The sequence below is a fragment of the Mesopusillimonas faecipullorum genome (genome assembly GCF_020539505.1).
Classification (GTDB): Bacteria; Pseudomonadota; Gammaproteobacteria; order Burkholderiales; family Burkholderiaceae_B; genus Mesopusillimonas; species Mesopusillimonas faecipullorum.
On the sequence record NZ_JACDXW010000002.1, the window covers coordinates 557,325 to 572,797 of the forward strand.

General features: G+C 56.9%; 16 protein-coding genes. 2 read left to right on the forward strand and 14 right to left on the reverse strand.

Translation table 11 applies throughout. The annotated features are described in order from the left end of the window. Positions 1 to 8 precede the first annotated feature (8 nt). The 14 genes from ccoP to orn form a co-directional block, all read right to left on the reverse strand. Positions 9 to 938 carry a cytochrome-c oxidase, cbb3-type subunit III gene (gene ccoP, locus H0484_RS05935; protein ID WP_226953609.1) on the reverse strand — a complete coding sequence of 310 codons (930 nt, stop codon included), beginning with the start codon at positions 936 to 938 and terminating at the stop codon, positions 9 to 11. Further along, on the reverse strand, positions 931 to 1,134 hold the full coding sequence (locus H0484_RS05940) for a cbb3-type cytochrome oxidase subunit 3 (protein ID WP_226953614.1): 204 nt from the start codon (positions 1,132 to 1,134) through the stop codon (positions 931 to 933). The genes ccoP and H0484_RS05940 overlap by 8 nt, the downstream gene beginning before the upstream one ends. Beyond that, positions 1,134 to 1,790 (reverse strand): cytochrome-c oxidase, cbb3-type subunit II, encoded by a 657-nt coding sequence (gene ccoO / locus H0484_RS05945; protein WP_226953615.1) that lies wholly within the window; start codon positions 1,788 to 1,790, stop codon positions 1,134 to 1,136. The genes H0484_RS05940 and ccoO overlap by 1 nt, the downstream gene beginning before the upstream one ends. Before the next feature lie 13 nt (positions 1,791 to 1,803). Continuing rightward, entirely contained in the window at positions 1,804 to 3,303 is a 1,500-nt protein-coding gene (gene ccoN, locus H0484_RS05950; RefSeq protein WP_226953616.1) for a cytochrome-c oxidase, cbb3-type subunit I, read from the reverse strand. A gap of 202 nt (positions 3,304 to 3,505) precedes the next feature. Continuing rightward, entirely contained in the window at positions 3,506 to 3,730 is a 225-nt protein-coding gene (gene ccoS, locus H0484_RS05955; RefSeq protein ID WP_226953617.1) for a cbb3-type cytochrome oxidase assembly protein CcoS, read from the reverse strand. A gap of 35 nt (positions 3,731 to 3,765) precedes the next feature. Continuing rightward, positions 3,766 to 4,737, reverse strand: a complete 972-nt coding sequence (locus H0484_RS05960) for a P-type ATPase (protein WP_226953618.1) — start codon at positions 4,735 to 4,737, stop codon at positions 3,766 to 3,768. A 130-nt stretch (positions 4,738 to 4,867) separates the two neighbouring features. Beyond that, positions 4,868 to 6,169, reverse strand: coding sequence for an isocitrate lyase (gene aceA / locus H0484_RS05965; protein WP_226953619.1), 1,302 nt, complete (start codon positions 6,167 to 6,169; stop codon positions 4,868 to 4,870). Positions 6,170 to 6,456: 287 nt separating this feature from the next. Next, entirely contained in the window at positions 6,457 to 7,740 is a 1,284-nt protein-coding gene (locus H0484_RS05970) for an MFS transporter (RefSeq protein ID WP_226953620.1), read from the reverse strand. A 79-nt stretch (positions 7,741 to 7,819) separates the two neighbouring features. Then, positions 7,820 to 8,398 (reverse strand): CDP-diacylglycerol--glycerol-3-phosphate 3-phosphatidyltransferase, encoded by a 579-nt coding sequence (pgsA, locus tag H0484_RS05975; protein ID WP_226953621.1) that lies wholly within the window; start codon positions 8,396 to 8,398, stop codon positions 7,820 to 7,822. Between the two features lie 10 nt (positions 8,399 to 8,408). Continuing rightward, entirely contained in the window at positions 8,409 to 10,235 is a 1,827-nt protein-coding gene (uvrC, locus tag H0484_RS05980) for an excinuclease ABC subunit UvrC (RefSeq protein ID WP_226953622.1), read from the reverse strand. After that, positions 10,198 to 11,262 carry a beta-N-acetylhexosaminidase gene (gene nagZ, locus H0484_RS05985; RefSeq protein ID WP_226953623.1) on the reverse strand — a complete coding sequence of 355 codons (1,065 nt, stop codon included), beginning with the start codon at positions 11,260 to 11,262 and terminating at the stop codon, positions 10,198 to 10,200. Before nagZ ends, uvrC begins: the two co-directional genes overlap by 38 nt. 55 nt (positions 11,263 to 11,317) lie before the next feature. Then, a complete protein-coding gene (gene acpS, locus H0484_RS05990; protein WP_226953624.1) occupies positions 11,318 to 11,770 on the reverse strand; it encodes a holo-ACP synthase in 453 nt (150 codons plus the stop codon). A 4-nt stretch (positions 11,771 to 11,774) separates the two neighbouring features. After that, a complete protein-coding gene (gene paaG / locus H0484_RS05995) occupies positions 11,775 to 12,563 on the reverse strand; it encodes a 2-(1,2-epoxy-1,2-dihydrophenyl)acetyl-CoA isomerase PaaG (RefSeq protein WP_226953625.1) in 789 nt (262 codons plus the stop codon). A gap of 21 nt (positions 12,564 to 12,584) precedes the next feature. Continuing rightward, a complete protein-coding gene (gene orn, locus H0484_RS06000; RefSeq protein WP_226953626.1) occupies positions 12,585 to 13,130 on the reverse strand; it encodes an oligoribonuclease in 546 nt (181 codons plus the stop codon). A 72-nt stretch (positions 13,131 to 13,202) separates the two neighbouring features. Here orn and H0484_RS06005 point away from each other — a divergent pair, with 72 nt between their 5' ends. Both H0484_RS06005 and rsgA read left to right on the forward strand, forming a co-directional pair. Next, the gene (locus tag H0484_RS06005) at positions 13,203 to 14,465 is read left to right on the forward strand and encodes a M48 family metallopeptidase (RefSeq protein ID WP_226953627.1); all 1,263 of its coding nucleotides are present in this window, start codon (positions 13,203 to 13,205) and stop codon (positions 14,463 to 14,465) included. Continuing rightward, the gene (gene rsgA / locus H0484_RS06010) at positions 14,455 to 15,405 is read left to right on the forward strand and encodes a ribosome small subunit-dependent GTPase A (protein ID WP_226953628.1); all 951 of its coding nucleotides are present in this window, start codon (positions 14,455 to 14,457) and stop codon (positions 15,403 to 15,405) included. The genes H0484_RS06005 and rsgA overlap by 11 nt, the downstream gene beginning before the upstream one ends. Positions 15,406 to 15,473 lie beyond the last annotated feature (68 nt).

Below are 15,473 nucleotides of genomic sequence, written 5' to 3' on the forward strand. Positions count from 1 at the left end.
GCAGGAAACTACTTGTTGGCGCTTACCGTTGCGCCAGAAGAATTGGACAGCCCCCAGACCCAGGCCGTCAGGATACGGATTTGCTCTGGCGACAACAAATGGCCCTGGGCAGGCATCTCGTTATGCCGGCCATTGAGAATGATATCGACGATGGTGGCTTCGGAACTGCCATACAGCCAAGTACCGTCGGTAAGGTTGGGTGCACCCAAGGCCGTATTGCCTTTAGCTTCTGCGCCATGGCAAGCCACACAATAACTGTCATAGCCGCGCTTGCCAGGCACTAAACGCAGCGGGTCGGCTGCCAAACCCGACAACGAACGCACGTACTGTGCAATATCAGATGCCTCGGCGGGCTTGATCACCGCCCCCCAGGGCGGCATGATACCCACACGCCCATTGGTAATGGTCTGCATGATCTGCTCGGGCTCACCGCCGTGCAACCAATCCCCATCTGCCAAGTTAGGAAAACTTGGGGCACCGCGCGCGTCGGAGCCATGACATTGGGCGCAGTTGTTCAGAAAGAGCCGCTGGCCAATTTGGCGGGCTTCCGGGTCTGCCGCCACCTGAGCAATATCCATGCTGGCAAACCGGGCATACAAAGGCGCGACACGAGCCGCTTGCTCGGCTTGTGCCTCGCGTACGGCTTCGGCGCTGGAGTAATTCAACAAACCTTTGAATTCGCCCAAGCCGGGATACAGAATCAGATAGCCAAAACCAAAGATGCACAGGCCTAAATAGAAGACTGTCCACCACCTAGGCACCGGATTGTTCAGTTCGGTAAGGTTGCCGTCCCAAACATGACCCATCTCTTCGCCCTTAGGCAGGTTTTTACCCAGCCAGGCGCGTTGGGTAAACAGCAGCCATATACAGTAGATGATACCGGCTATGGATACCGCCGCGATGTAGTAACCCCAGGAACTACTGACGAAATCACTCATTGCGATCCCCTTCTTGCTTCTTTTCTTCCGCCTCGACTTCCTGCTCGGTTTCGGCAACCGACTCATCGGGTTGCGCGAAAGGTAGCAGTGAGGCTTCTTCGTTGTCTTTGGCCCTGAACTTGGAGAATGCCCACCACACAATGCCGATGAAGGTAAGCAGCGCTATGAGCGTGATAATGCCGTTCAATACACCCATTACGGTTCTCCTGCCACGGCTTTGGCTGCTGCCGCACGCCCCGCCACACCCAGGCTTTGCAGATAAGCAACGATGGCGTCTTCTTCGGTTTTGCCCTTCAGCTTGGACGGCGCTTCAGCTATTTGCTCGTCGGTATAAGGCACCCCTAGCGTGCGCAATACCTTCATTCGGGTCTGAACGTTGACGTTCTCGACAGAGTTTTTTTGCAACCAGGGATAGGCCGGCATATTGGACTCGGGGACCAGCGCGCGTGGATCTCGCAGGTGCACCCGGTGCCAATCGTCGGAATAACGCCCGCCAACCCGAGCCAAGTCTGGGCCGGTACGCTTTGAGCCCCACAGGAAAGGATGGTCGTAGACGAACTCGCCTGCTAAAGAATACGGACCATAGCGCTGCACTTCGGACTGCAGCATGCGGATCTGCTGAGAGTGGCAGCCCACACACCCTTCACGTATGTAGACGTCACGCCCTATGAGTTCGAGAGACTCGTAGGGGGTAACGCCCTCGGTGGGCTGTGTGGTGGAATGCTGGTAAAACAGCGGCACGATCTGAACCAGACCCGCTACCGAGATCACCAAAATACTGAATATGATCAACAGCCCGACATTGGTTTCCAAGGTCTCGTGGCTGAAAAGCTTTTTGTTTTTGCTTGCCATGATGATTTCTCCCTTAAACCGCTGCTTCACGCGCTGCAGGAGCAGCGTCGCCCACCCACTTCGATTCGGTGGCATCGGGGTTGTAGGGATAAACCATGGGATTCGGGCGAGGTTGACCCTGAGCCGTACGGAAAGTGTTCCAGGCCATCACGCACATGCCGGCAAGGAACAAGGCACCGCCTGCCAAACGTATGGCATAGAACGGATAGGTAGCCTTCACGCCCTCGACGAAGCTGTAGGTGAGCATGCCATCTTCGCCAGTAGCGCGCCACATCATGCCTTGCATGACGCCGGCAATCCACATGGAAGCGATATACAACACCACGCCTACGGTGGCCAGCCAGAAGTGCAGCTCTACCTGGCGCGGATTAGCCATGGTGGTGCGGCCATAAAGGCGCGGCAGCATATAGTAGAAAGACCCGAAAATGGTCATGGCCACCCAGCCCAGCGCCCCTACGTGGACGTGGCCGATAGTCCAGTCGGTGTAATGCGACAAGGCATTGACTGTGCGGATGGACATCATGGAGCCTTCAAACGTGGCCATACCGTAGAACGACAGACCCGTTACCAGGAACTTCAGGATGGCATCGGTGCGCAGCTTATGCCAGGCACCAGACAAAGTCATGATGCCGTTGATCATGCCCCCCCAGGAGGGTGCCAGCAGAATCAAAGAGAACACCATGCCCAGTGCTTGGGTCCAGTCGGGGAGCGACGTGTAATGCAGGTGGTGAGGACCGGCCCACATATAGGTAAATGCCAAGGCCCAGAAGTGAACAATGGATAAACGGTAAGAGTAAATGGGGCGCTCGGCCTGCTTGGGCACGAAGTAATACATCATGGCCAAGAAGCTGGTGGTCAGGAAAAAACCCACTGCGTTATGGCCGTACCACCACTGCACCATGGCGTCTTGGACACCGGCGTAGATGGAGTAAGACTTCCATGCGGACACTGGCAGTTCTAGGTTATTGAATATATGCAGAACGGCGATGGTGACGATGAAGGAGCCATAGAACCAGTTGGCCACGTAAATATGTTTGACGCGGCGTATGGCGATGGTGCCAAAAAACACGATGGCGTAAGACACCCACACCAAGGTGATGAGGATATCAATGGGCCATTCGAGTTCGGCGTATTCTTTGGAGCTGGTATAACCCATGGCCAGGGTGATAACCCCTGCCACCAGCACCAGCTGCCAGCCCCAGAAGGTGAATTCGGCCAGTTTTGTACAAAACAAGCGCACCTGACAGGTTCGTTGCACGACGTAATACGACGTGGCGAACAAGGCCGTACCGCCGAAGCCGAAGATAACGCCATTGGTATGTATAGGGCGCAGTCGGCCATAACTAAGCCATGGCGTGTTGAAATTGAGGTCGGGCCAGATCAGTTGGGCAGCGATTAACACCCCCACGACCATGCCGACAACCCCCCAAAAGACTGTCATGATGGCAAACTTTCTGACGACGTCGTAATTGAACGACTCGGCAGAAAGCGCCGGATTCCCCGTAGCGGCCATGCAACTCCCCTAACATTAAAACAATTGGCACCTTAGATCATGGCATATTGCGCGCCGCAGCGCGTTGATCTACATCAAGTTGCATGTTCAGGCGGCATGAATGCACGCCAGGGGGCAAGCAGCCTGGGAAGATCGGGGCACCCTTAATGCTGCGGCACGGCATTCTGTCTACCCGCTCTCGGGCCACCTTAGATGTTTTCGTTCACTTTTTAGAATCAGATTCTTGTTTGCGCTGCAACAAATCGGGGGCGCCTGAGGCGTCAACAGGTTCTTGCGGCGCTACCGTAGAGTCGTCATCCAGCAAGATGGATCGCGCCGCCTCATCACTGTTCTCGAACTGTCCCGAAGACACCGCCCACCAAAATGCCACGCCAATGGCCAGCACGAAGAGCAGCGACAACGGCAACAGCAGGTAGAGTGTTTCCATTTGAGTGCCTGCGAGAAAAGGCCTAAGCCCAAGATTCAGATAGCCGGGTCGGCATGAGGACTCTGGGAAGAGCCTGCGCACGAAACCGCAGCATGACGCCGGAACAACAACCAAGCGTTCAGCGCGACGGTCAGGGAAGAAATAAGCATGGTGACTGCCGCCAACCAGGGTTGAACCCAACCTACCGCCGCCAAAGGCATCATCAGCAGGTGCCATATAACAGCACCGTACAAATTCTGGCGCGCCACCTTGGCGGTGCCTTGCACCAAACTGCTCACTTCGGCCTCGGAGAGGTCAGGCTTTATCGCCAAGCAAGCTTGAGCGGCGGCAATCGACGTAGGGACGGCCATGGCCAGCGCACAAGGGCAGCTTATGACCAGCATGGCGACCATGACGGAAACGGCACGCGTAGGCTCGGTAAGCGCCCAATAAGCGCCCACGATAAGCGCCAAGGCTATCTGGGACATCGTGAACCAAAGCGCGATGCGATCCGCACGCTGCGACAAGGTGTCGCGAAAGCGGCTTAACAAATCGTTTGTCAGGGTTCCGCTGGCCTGACGGGCGCACAACTCAAGATAGCGAGCCGTAAGCAGAAAAGCCACGAACATGGAAACGGACTCGAAATAAACCTCGCCCTGTTCGGCCCAAGTGGCATACACACTAGGAATAAACGCGGCAGCAATACCTAGCGCGACAGGCACATCCATGCCTATACGTGCTTGGCTCAGCCGCGCCACCGCATTCTTCCAGACCGGCGCAGCGCAATACCAAACCACAGGTATGGTTAACACCAGACTCAGCCAGTTCATGAAAATGATGGCTTCGTCCAGGAACCCGCGATCGGCGCCTGTCATGGGGGCACCCTGCAAATAAGCGGGGAAAGCCAGCATCATGACTTGCATCATGATGAGCCAAGCCAAACCTAGACGCGCCAGCATTCGGCGACGTAAAGCCCGGGGCTCAGCCCCCAAACTGGCGGGAATAGCAAAAATGGAAAATGCGCGCATGTTGAGAACTATAGCCCCATTGCCTTTTGGTGGCCTTGATCCCGGTCAAGTGCCAAGCAACTAACAAGCGCCCCACTCCATGCAAAACACCGGCTGTTAGGCCGGTGTTTTGCGTCAAGCAAGCCTAAATTTAGGCGTGGTGGAACTGCTCTTCTTCGGTAGAGCCGGTCAGTGCCGTTGTAGAAGATTGCCCCCCTTCGATCGTCTGGGTCACCGCGTCGAAGTAGCCTGTGCCCACTTCGCGCTGGTGCTTGACGGCGGTGAAGCCCCGTTCAGCGGCGGCGAACTCCCGTTGCTGCAACTCGACGAATGCCGACATCTGGTTGCGCGCATAGCCGTAAGCCAGATCGAACATCCCGTAATTCAGCGCATGGAAGCCTGCCAAGGTGATGAACTGGAACTTGTAGCCCATGGCACCCAGCTCACGCTGGAACTTGGCAATGGTGGCGTCATCCAGATTTTTCTTCCAGTTGAACGAGGGCGAGCAGTTGTAAGCCAGCAGCTTGCCGGGGAACTGCTTGTGGATGGCCTCGGCAAACTGGCGCGCATAAGCGAGGTCGGGCGTCGAGGTTTCGCACCACAACAGGTCGGCATATGGCGCATAAGCCAGGCCGCGGGAGATGCCTTGCTCGATGCCGGCGCGGGTGCGGAAGAAGCCTTCAGCCGTGCGTTCACCGGTGATGAAGGGACGGTCGTTTTCATCAATATCGCTGGTGATAAGATCGGCCGCATCGGCGTCGGTACGGGCCAGCAACAGCGTGGGCACATCCAACACGTCGGCTGCCAGACGCGCCGCCACCAACTTGCTCACGGCCTCACGGGTGGGCACCAAGACTTTGCCGCCCATGTGACCGCATTTTTTCACTGAAGCCAACTGATCCTCGAAGTGCACGCCGGAGGCACCCGCCTCTATCATGCCTTTCATCAATTCGAAAGCGTTAAGCACACCGCCGAAGCCGGCTTCGGCATCCGCCACGATGGGCGCGAAATAATCGATATAGCCAGGATCACCAGGGTTAAGGCCTTCCATCCACTGAATCTGGTCGCAACGAGTCAGTGCATTGTTGATGCGGCGCACAACTTGCGGCACAGAGTTGGCGGGATACAGGGATTGATCGGGGTACATCTCGCCCGCGCCGTTTGCATCACCGGCGACTTGCCAACCCGAGAGGTAGATGGCCTTAAGCCCGGCCTTCACCTGCTGCATGGCTTGATTGCCGCTCATGGCGCCCAGCGAATTGACGAAGTCTTCGCTGTTCAGCAGCTTCCAGAGCTTCTCGGAACCCCGGCGCGCCAGCGTGTGCTCGACCACCAGCGAGCCGCGCAAACGCACGACCTCGTCGGCCCCATAGCCGCGCTTGATGCCTTGCCAGCGGGGGTCTTCGGCCCAGCGTTTCTCGATTGCGCGGATTTCGTTTTCGCGTGTGGACATGATGTTCTCCTGAGGATAACCAAATGAGTGATTGGGAAACCTGTGGGAGGACGTGAACATTGACGACTTGTTTACGCCTCACCTGATGGAGAAAATTCTACGCGGATGCTGCACCGCAAAACACACTTATATCTTATATAAGACTATAAATATTAGTGTTAATAAACAACAACTTACAGTTTTCATTTTGCAATGCGAAATAACATTTTTCGCTATGAAAAATCAAAAAATGCGCGAGTCCCGATGTTTTTCATACTGCGCAATCATGATTTCATCATGCGAAAATTTTAGGCGGTTGCTTTACGTGCTTCGCTCGCCAACACGAACCGCGCCACCAGCCAGGCCAGCCATGCCGCCACGATGAAAGTAATCGCCGCGCCGTACCACGGCCCCGAACGCATGCCGGCGTCCAGCATCAGGCCGAACACTACCGGCCCCACAGCCGCGCCGACGTCCATGCCGGAATACACCAGCCCGTATACTGTGCCCGTAGCGCCTTTGGGGGTGGCGCGGCGAATCAACATATCGCGTGAGGGCGTAGACACACCGGCACAAAATCCGCCTAGCATCACAAAGGCGATGGCCATCCAGGGCGCCAGAATGCCCGAAGCCAAAAAGGCCAGCAGCAAACCCGCCAACACTAAAGACAAGGCCACCACGCGTTCACTTGCTACTGTCGTCCCTACCAAAAACCCACCGGCAATCATGCCAAGCGCCGAAGCCGCCATGTACACGGAAAGCGCCGTACCCGCGAGGACTTTCTCTATGCCATACACCCCCGAAAGCATGGGAATGGTGTAGTTTTGCACTGCGGACAAAGAGATGGAAGCAAAAGCAAAAAAGAAAAATGCCCCCCACAAGGCGGGCTGGACAGCCAAGGTTGCCAGGGTTTGGCCTATGGATTGGTGCGCAAGACTACTGGGGTCTATCGCCTCTTCTGCGGCTGCCTTGCGCCTATCTTGCAGTTCGTTCTCCAGCAGGTGGCGACCGAACCAAACCACAATCAATACCGCCGCCACCAAGCCACTGGCGGCAAAGGCCGCTATGCGCCAGTCGGCCCAGTGAATAATCGTGGTCATGAAAATAGGCGTCAAGGCCCAGCCCAAGTTGCCGGTAAAACCATGGGTACTGAAAGCATGCCCTAGGCGTCTGGGGCTGACGCGATGATTCAGAATGGCAAAGTCGGCGGGGTGAAATACGGCGTTGCCCACCCCCCCGATGACGGCGGCCAGCATCAGCATGGGATAGCCCTGTGCCAAGCCTATCAGCGCCCCCATGACGACAAAACTGGCCAAGCCAAAAAGCAGGACAGGCGCGCCGCCCATTCTGTCTACGATAAACCCCGAAGCTGCCTGCCCCACACCAGAGGCGATAAAGAAGACGGAAACCAGAAACCCTAGCTGCACGTAGTCGTAGCCGAAAGCGGCTGAGAGCGACAAAAACAGGGTGGGAAAGACCAGTTGGAAGAAATGAGAGCAAGAGTGCGCGACACCCACGAGACTGATAACTTTCCAGTCCCTTTTCATGATGGCCGGGGTATCGGGAAGAGCGTCTGCGGTGGTCGTCGTCATCTTAAAAAATCAATGCAGGTAAATACAGACAGCTTGCGCCCCTTTTGGAGCGCAGCGCGGTCAAATATGCGAGCAGCGCCTAGTTGATGCCGCCGCGTTCTCGTATGGCCGGCCACGCGCGTTTCAGGTAATACGCCATAGACCAGATCGTGAGGATGGCCGCCACAATAATCAGTACCAAGCCCACCCATTGGGTAGAAATGCCGAACAAGTCTTGCCAGTACAACAAACAAGGAATAGCGATCATCTGGGCAGCAGTCTTGAATTTGCCCAGCCAATGCACTGCCACGCTGCGCCCGGCACCTATATTGGCCATCCATTCGCGCAAGGCCGAAATGGTGATCTCGCGGCCGATGATGACCAGCGCGATCAGGACATCCACGCGGTTCAAGTCGAGCAGCACCAGCAGCGCGGTGCAGACCATGAGTTTGTCGGCCACTGGATCGAGAAAAGCCCCGAAGCTGGAAGTCTGGTTCCATCGGCGTGCCAGCCAGCCGTCGAACCAGTCGGTCAGCGCGGCCAGAATAAAGGCCAGCGCGGCGATGGTGTCCCGAGTGGTGGTAGGCAGCCATTCGTACGGCAGATAAAACAGCGCGACGAAAAAGGGTATGACCGCGATGCGCAGCCAAGTCAGGACGATGGGAACATTCAGAGGCATAGCGACTATCCTAACACCGAAGCGCATTGTATATGCGTTCGGCCAGTTCGCGCGAAATACCCTCGACCGACGCCAGTTCTTCCTCGCTGGCCGAGGCCACACCCGAGAAGCCGCCAAAACGCGCCAATAGCTTTTGACGCCGGCGCGCGCCTACTCCTTCGATCTCTTCAAGCCGCGACACTGTGCGCGCTTTGCCTCGCTTGGCACGCATGCCGGTAATGGCAAAGCGATGAGCTTCGTCGCGTATTTGCGCGACCAGCAGCAAGGCCGCTGACTCTTGCCCCAGTGCTACCGGATGTCGTCCATCAGCAAACACCAAGGTCTCCAACCCGACCTTACGTCCTTCACCCTTGGCCACCCCCACCAAGCGACTGATGTCCAACCCATATTCGGTGAACACTTGGCGGGCGGTTTCAACTTGGCCTTTGCCCCCGTCAATCAACACAATATCGGGCAGTTGCTCTGGGTCGTCGGCAGCTCGGGCGAAACGACGTTGCAGCACTTGACGCATCGCGGCGTAATCGTCTCCGCCGGTAATACCCACAATGTTGTAGCGCCGATATAAGGAAGTCTGCATGGCATGATGCTTATACACCACACATGAGGCCTGCGTGGCCTCGCCAGCGGTATGACTGATGTCGAAACACTCGATGTGCAAGGCTTCTAGCGCCGCCTCATCGTCCTCCAACCCTAATTCTTGCGCCAACGCCGCGGTGCGCGCCATACGGGCTCCGGTTTCGGAGAGCACCCGTGCCAATGCCAGCTCGGCATTCTTCTGCGCTTGCTCCAGCCATTGGCGCCTGACACCTTGCGGCTTATGCAGCCACCGCACTCGCCTGCCTACACTCTCCGCCAATAGATCCAGCAAGGCCGGATCGGGTAGACGCTGCGCACAGACGATGACAGCCGGCATGGCGCTATCCAGATAGTGCTGAGCCACGAACGCTGCAAGCACGTCCTCCAAGGCACCAGAGTCGGCATGCGAGGGAAAGAAGGCACGGTCGCCCAGGTGCCTGCCGGATCGCACCATGGCCAGGTTCACACAAACCTTGCCTCCCGAGGCTGCCAGCGCAATCACGTCGACATCGTCCTCGCCTATCTGCTCCATCGATTGTTGCTGCAACACCGTGGATAAAGCCGCCATCTGATCGCGCAACAAGGCTGCGTGCTCGAACTCCAACTGTTCCGCAGCTTGGTGCATGCGTTCTTCAATGTCATCCAAGACTTGCCTTGCCTTGCCATCCAGGAAACGCACGGCTCGGTCCACATCGGATTGATAAGCAGACAAGCTGATGACACCGGTACAGGGGGCCGAGCAGCGCCCTATTTGGTGCAATAGACAAGGGCGCGTGCGGTTCGCGTAGACACTGTCTTCGCATGTCCGCAAGCGAAACACCTTTTGGAGTATCTGTATGGTTTCCCGCACCGCCCAGGCATTGGGATAAGGCCCGAAGTAACGCCCTGCCCCCGCCGTGCTGCCACGGTAATAAACGATACGAGGCGCCTCGTGACCGGTGATATGCAAATAGGGATAAGACTTATCGTCGCGAAACAGAATGTTGTAACGCGGCTTAAGCCGTTTGATCAGATTGTTCTCTAGCAGCAGCGCCTCGGCCTCAGAGGGCGTAACGGTTACCTCGATACGCGCAACTTTAGCCACCATTAGGGCAATGCGTGGGCTGCTAAGATTTTTCTGAAAATAGGAAGAAACGCGCTTCTTCAAATCGCGCGCCTTACCTACATACAACACCTCTCCATTTTCATCCAGGTGTCGATAGACACCCGGCAAATGAGGAAGATCAGCCAGAAATGATTTGAGATTGAAGGTCTCGGGCATACCGATAACGCTCCTGACGCTGCAGCGACTGCCAATCCGGCGCATCAAAACGTGGATGCAATCTGCGGATGCGATCTTGTGAAATCTCCGGCATGTCGAAGCTTAGGCGGCTTAATAGTTCGTCCGCCAGATCAGGACGATTGCACACCAGCACCATATCGCAGCCCGCGCCCAAGGCCGCCTGTGCACGAGCCAGAATATCGCCGGCAACCGAAGCGCCTTCCATGGTGAGGTCGTCCGAGAACACCACACCATCGTAACGCAGTTGCCCGCGCAAAATGGACTGGATCCAGAAGGGGGAAAAACCCGCCGGTGCCTCATCCACTTCGGGATAAATGACGTGCGCCGGCATCACGGAGGGCAACACCATGTCGCCCAGCCAGCCATAAGGCGCCGCGTCTTCTCCCATGATTTCTTCCAGCGAACGCGTATCCACGGGGATTTCGTGGTGCGAATCGGCCTGCACAAAGCCATGGCCGGGAAAATGCTTGCCGCAAGCGGCCATCCCTGCCAGCAGCAAACCTTGAGTCAAGGCACGAGCCAACATGGAAACAATTTGCGGGTCGCGGTGAAAGGCACGATCGCCAATGACACTGCTGACACCGTAATCCAGATCAAGCACTGGCGTAAAGCTAAGGTCGACCCCACACGCACGCAACTCTGCGGCCAAAACATAGCCGGTTTCGGTAGCCAATCTCATGGCGGCCAGCGAGTCGTCCATCCAGATCTCACCCAATTGGCGCATGGCGGGTAAAGGGGTGAAGCCATCGGTACGGAAGCGCTGAACACGACCGCCTTCGTGATCCACTGCGATCAGTAGGGGCTCGGCACGGCAAGCGTGTATCTCAGCGCACAATGCCGTCAACTGTTCGCGGCTTTCAAAGTTTCGTGCGAACAAAATCACGCCCCCCACCAGCGGATGTTGCAGACGCTGTATTTCGTGCTCGGTCAGGCGGGTGGCCTGCACGTCAACCATGACGGGACCAGGCGGAAGAAGAGGCGCAGCGTTGGCGGAATGGTTCGTCATGCGGGGAAACTCTGGGTAGTCTTATGAATATGGGAGATGGGTTAAGGCTGATGGCCTAGGCTTGCGCCCAAGGGGTTTCGCGTACAGCGGGCTTATGCTCGATAACGACAAAAGCCATGGCCAAGTCGAATTCGTCGGTGAGCGATACGTGAGCGGCGCCAAACCGTTCGGCGCACCATTGCGCCAAAGGGTCGGACAACTTTACCAGCGGACGCCCCCCGGCCTGATTCAGGGTTTGCATCAAAGGCCAGCTCATGGGGCTGTGCATGCCTAAACCGATGGCCTTGGAAAATGCTTCCTTCGCCGCAAAGCGTGTGGCTAGATAACGCATGCCACGCGAAGCATCACGCTGCAATCGGCCATGAAAAACCTCAAGCTCTTGCTCGCCCAGAATACGCCGGGCAAAGCGTTCACCCTGCCGTTCGTAAGCGCGTGCGATACGTTCGACACGAACAACATCGGTACCTATGCCGGCGATGGCGGCGGGCAAGCCGCCAGGCAGATTCATCGCCTTACTCGCCGCGGAACGAAGGATTGCGCTTTTCCATGAAAGCGCGCACGCCCTCGCCATAATCGGCGCTGTGGCCCAATTCGCGCATCAGGTTCTTTTCAAGATCAAGCTGCTGCGCCAAGGTGTTGTCGAGGCTGCTGTTCAAGGCTTGCTTGATGGCAGCGAGGCCTTTGGTGGGAGCCTGCGCAAAATGTGCGGCTAACTCATCAAGGCGCGCATCGAATGCTTCATCAGCCACACACTCCCAGATCAACCCCCACTGCTCGGCTTTCTGGGCACTGAGTTTGTCACCCAATAAAGACAAGCCCATGGCGCGGGCCGAACCCACCAGGCGCGGCAGAGCATACGTGCCGCCGGTATCAGGCAAGAGGCCAAGCCGGCAAAACGGCTGGATGAAGCTGGCGCTGGCTTTGGCAATGACGATGTCCCCGGCCAAGGCCAGGTTGGCGCCGGCACCGGCTGCCACACCGTTCACACCCACCACCACCGGCATGGGCAAGGCCTTCAGGCGGGTTACCAAGGGAATATAGTAATTCTCGAGGCTTGCGCCCAGGTCGGGCGGGGGGGCACCTTCTTTTACCACCCGCAAAGAGAGATCTTGGCCCGCACAAAACGCCCTACCGCTTCCGGTCAGAACCAGCACCCGGGCGCCTTCGCTTTCCACGCGCCCTAAAGCGTGCGCTAATTCCTCATGCATGGTGGGCGTAAAAGCGTTGAGCTTATCGGGCCTATGCAAACTGATGCGAGCCATGCCTGCATCAAGGGTGAACAATATGTTCTCGTAGTTCATGTCGTCCTCTTTGGGGCAGCTTTACAGCTTGATGAAGTGTTCGCGGTAATGCTTAAGTTCGTCTATGGATTCGTAGATATCCGCCAAGGCCTCATGCCGGCTTTGCTTGGCAAAAGAGCGATAAACCTCAGGCTTCCAACGCAAGGCCAACTCTTTGAGCGTGCTGACGTCAAGGTTGCGGTAATGAAAGAAAGCTTCCAAGCGCGGCATGTATTTAACCAGGAAGCGACGGTCCTGGCCTACGGTATTGCCACATAGCGGCGATTTGCCGGAGGGCACGTGCTGAGCCAAAAAGGCCAGCAGTTCCGTCTCGGCCTGCTCTTCCGTCAAGGTAGAAGCTTTTACCTTTTCGATGAGGCCGCTTTTACCATGGGTGCCTTTGTTCCAGGCATCCATGGCATCGAGAAGCTCGTCGCTTTGATGTATGACCATGACCGGCCCTTCAGCCACCACGGTGAGGTCGGGTTCAGTAATCACCACGGCCGCCTCGATGATGCGCTCTTTCTCCGGGTCCAGCCCGGTCATTTCGAGGTCTAGCCAAACCAGGCGCTGTGCGTTCGCTGACATATGTATCAAGCCGCCTATAATGCAGAAATACGGAAAACAGCGATTGTCGCATACCGCCGGGCCTCCCCCTCTATGTTCACTATCTGGTTCATCGTCTTCTTGGCTGCCAGCCTGCTTACCCACGCTTGGCTGTCGCTACGCCAGATTCGCCACGTAGCGCTGCACCGCAATCAAGTACCTGCGGTGTTCGCCGAGCGTATACGCCTGGCCAGCCACCAGCGCGCCGCAGACTACACGCACGCCAAAATGCAATTGAGCTTGGCGGAATCCTTTGTAAGCGCCGCCCTGCTTATCGTCTTTACACTTTTGGGTCTGCTGCAATGGCTAGACATACGCATGGCCCAAATCTTTGATAACGAGCTACTGCGTCAGATGGCACTGGTTGCGTCTGTCGCCGTGATCAGTAGTTTGGTCAGCCTGCCTTTTGCACTCTGGCGTCGCTTCAAACTGGATGAGCGCTTTGGCTTCAACCGCATGACACCCGCCCTATTCATATCAGACGCCCTCAAAAGCCTGTTGATTTCCATAGTGCTGGGCGCACCGCTACTGGCGCTCATTCTTTGGGTCATGGATAACGCCGGCCCCGCTTGGGCTTGGTGGGCCTGGGGCATCTGGGTAGCCTTCAATCTGCTCATTCTGTGGCTGTTTCCTACCGTTATTGCGCCTTTGTTCAACAAGTTCACGCCGCTTGAAGACTCGGTTGTCGCTGAACGCGTACAGAAGCTGGCACAACGCTGTGGCTTCGCCCTAAATGGCATTTTTGTCATGGACGGCTCCAAGCGCTCGGCGCATGGCAATGCTTATTTCACAGGTTTCGGCAAAGCTCGCCGCATCGTGTTTTTCGATACCCTGCTTAATCGCCTGAACGCTGACGAGATCGAAGCCGTTTTGGCGCACGAATTAGGGCACTTCAAGCATCGCCATATTCTTAAGCGCATGGTTGCTACTTTTTTGGGCGCGCTGGTGTTTCTACAGGTGCTGGCATGGCTGTCGCAACAAACGTGGTTCTACACCGGCCTGGGCGTCATGCCTCAATTGGGTCGCTCTAACAGCGGCATGGCGCTGGTGCTGTTTTTCTTGGTCGTCCCCGTCTTCACCTTTTGGGTTTCCCCATTGGCCGCTTGGTTTTCCCGTAAAGACGAATTCCAAGCCGATCAATATGCCGCATCGCAAGCGCCAGCCACCGCCTTGGTGTCCGCCTTGGTCAAGCTATACGACGACAATGCGGCTACGCTGACTCCCGACCCTCTTTATTCCGCCTACCACGATAGCCACCCCCCCGCGATGATACGCATAGCGCGCCTGCAGCAACAGTTGCCTGTCCATGGCAGCTAAGCCCGCTTCCCGGCGGCTTGCCGCTACCGCACAAGCCCAGCCAACGCTTAACACTGGCGTGGTCACCGCCGCTCACGGGCGGCATTACATTGTCGAGTTGGCAGATGGCACGTCCAGACAATGCTTTACTCGTGGAAAAAAAAGCGATGTGGCTGTAGGCGACGGTGTAGAGATTCAGTTTCAGGGGGAGGCTGAGGGCGTCATCCAGGCTATCCAGCCCCGACGCAACCTGCTGTACCGATCCGACGAGCAACGCAGCAAACTATTTGCGGCCAACCTCGACCAGCTATTGCTGGTCATTGCGGGCGAGCCCCCTTTTTCCAGCGAGCTACTAGGCCGCGCCTTGGTGGCTGCCCATAGCGTCGACATCACGCCCATCATTCTGCTGAATAAGGCTGACTTACCCGAGAGTACCGCACGCGCCAAAAACCAGTTGCAGGCCTTAACGGGCGCCGAGCCGCCTCTTACACTAGAAGTCAGCGCGCAAGACGCAGATGACTTGCGCACTCGCCTTGGCCCCCTTTTGGCTGGGCGCCGCAGCCTTTTGCTGGGCCAAAGCGGTATGGGTAAATCTACGCTGCTCAATGCCTTGGTACCCGATGCAGGTGCCGCCACTCAAACTCATTCTGTCGCCCTTGACGCCGGTCGCCACACCACTACTCATACGCGGCTTTATCACTTACCTGATAACGGGGGAGAACTCATAGATTCCCCTGGCTTCCAGAACTTCGGCTTGGCACATCTATCGGCAGAACAAGTGGTGCAGGGTTTCCCTGCCTTTACGGCGCATATCGCCAATTGCCGCTTTTATAACTGCACGCACCGACACGAACCCGGCTGCGGTGTCTTGGCAGCCTTGGCTGAAGGTACTGTGCCGGAAGCCCAGCACAAGCTCTACGAACGCATCCTGCTAGAGAACGAGGCGGCGCAGCGGTATTGAGTGGCATTTGGTTTGTCCAGTCGGCACCGCCGCCACACGACGGGCTGCTAAATCAGCAGCCCATCGTT

Bases quoted from the DNA above. Each gene is read 5' to 3' on its own strand.
- ccoN (WP_226953616.1), bottom strand. From the start codon at position 3,303: ATGGCCGCTACGGGGAATCCGGCGCTTTCTGCCGAGTCGTTCAATTAC.
- aceA (WP_226953619.1), bottom strand. From the start codon at position 6,169: ATGTCCACACGCGAAAACGAAATCCGCGCAATCGAGAAACGCTGGGCC.
- nagZ (WP_226953623.1), bottom strand. From the start codon at position 11,262: ATGACGAACCATTCCGCCAACGCTGCGCCTCTTCTTCCGCCTGGTCCC.
- pgsA (WP_226953621.1), bottom strand. From the start codon at position 8,398: ATGCCTCTGAATGTTCCCATCGTCCTGACTTGGCTGCGCATCGCGGTC.
- paaG (WP_226953625.1), bottom strand. From the start codon at position 12,563: ATGAACTACGAGAACATATTGTTCACCCTTGATGCAGGCATGGCTCGC.
- uvrC (WP_226953622.1), bottom strand. From the start codon at position 10,235: ATGCCCGAGACCTTCAATCTCAAATCATTTCTGGCTGATCTTCCTCAT.
- H0484_RS05940 (WP_226953614.1), bottom strand. From the start codon at position 1,134: ATGGGTGTATTGAACGGCATTATCACGCTCATAGCGCTGCTTACCTTC.
- ccoS (WP_226953617.1), bottom strand. From the start codon at position 3,730: ATGGAAACACTCTACCTGCTGTTGCCGTTGTCGCTGCTCTTCGTGCTG.
- H0484_RS05960 (WP_226953618.1), bottom strand. From the start codon at position 4,737: ATGCGCGCATTTTCCATTTTTGCTATTCCCGCCAGTTTGGGGGCTGAG.
- ccoO (WP_226953615.1), bottom strand. From the start codon at position 1,790: ATGGCAAGCAAAAACAAAAAGCTTTTCAGCCACGAGACCTTGGAAACC.
- rsgA (WP_226953628.1), top strand. From the start codon at position 14,455: ATGGCAGCTAAGCCCGCTTCCCGGCGGCTTGCCGCTACCGCACAAGCC.
- acpS (WP_226953624.1), bottom strand. From the start codon at position 11,770: ATGAATCTGCCTGGCGGCTTGCCCGCCGCCATCGCCGGCATAGGTACC.
- ccoP (WP_226953609.1), bottom strand. From the start codon at position 938: ATGAGTGATTTCGTCAGTAGTTCCTGGGGTTACTACATCGCGGCGGTA.
- H0484_RS06005 (WP_226953627.1), top strand. From the start codon at position 13,203: ATGTTCACTATCTGGTTCATCGTCTTCTTGGCTGCCAGCCTGCTTACC.
- orn (WP_226953626.1), bottom strand. From the start codon at position 13,130: ATGTCAGCGAACGCACAGCGCCTGGTTTGGCTAGACCTCGAAATGACC.
- H0484_RS05970 (WP_226953620.1), bottom strand. From the start codon at position 7,740: ATGACGACGACCACCGCAGACGCTCTTCCCGATACCCCGGCCATCATG.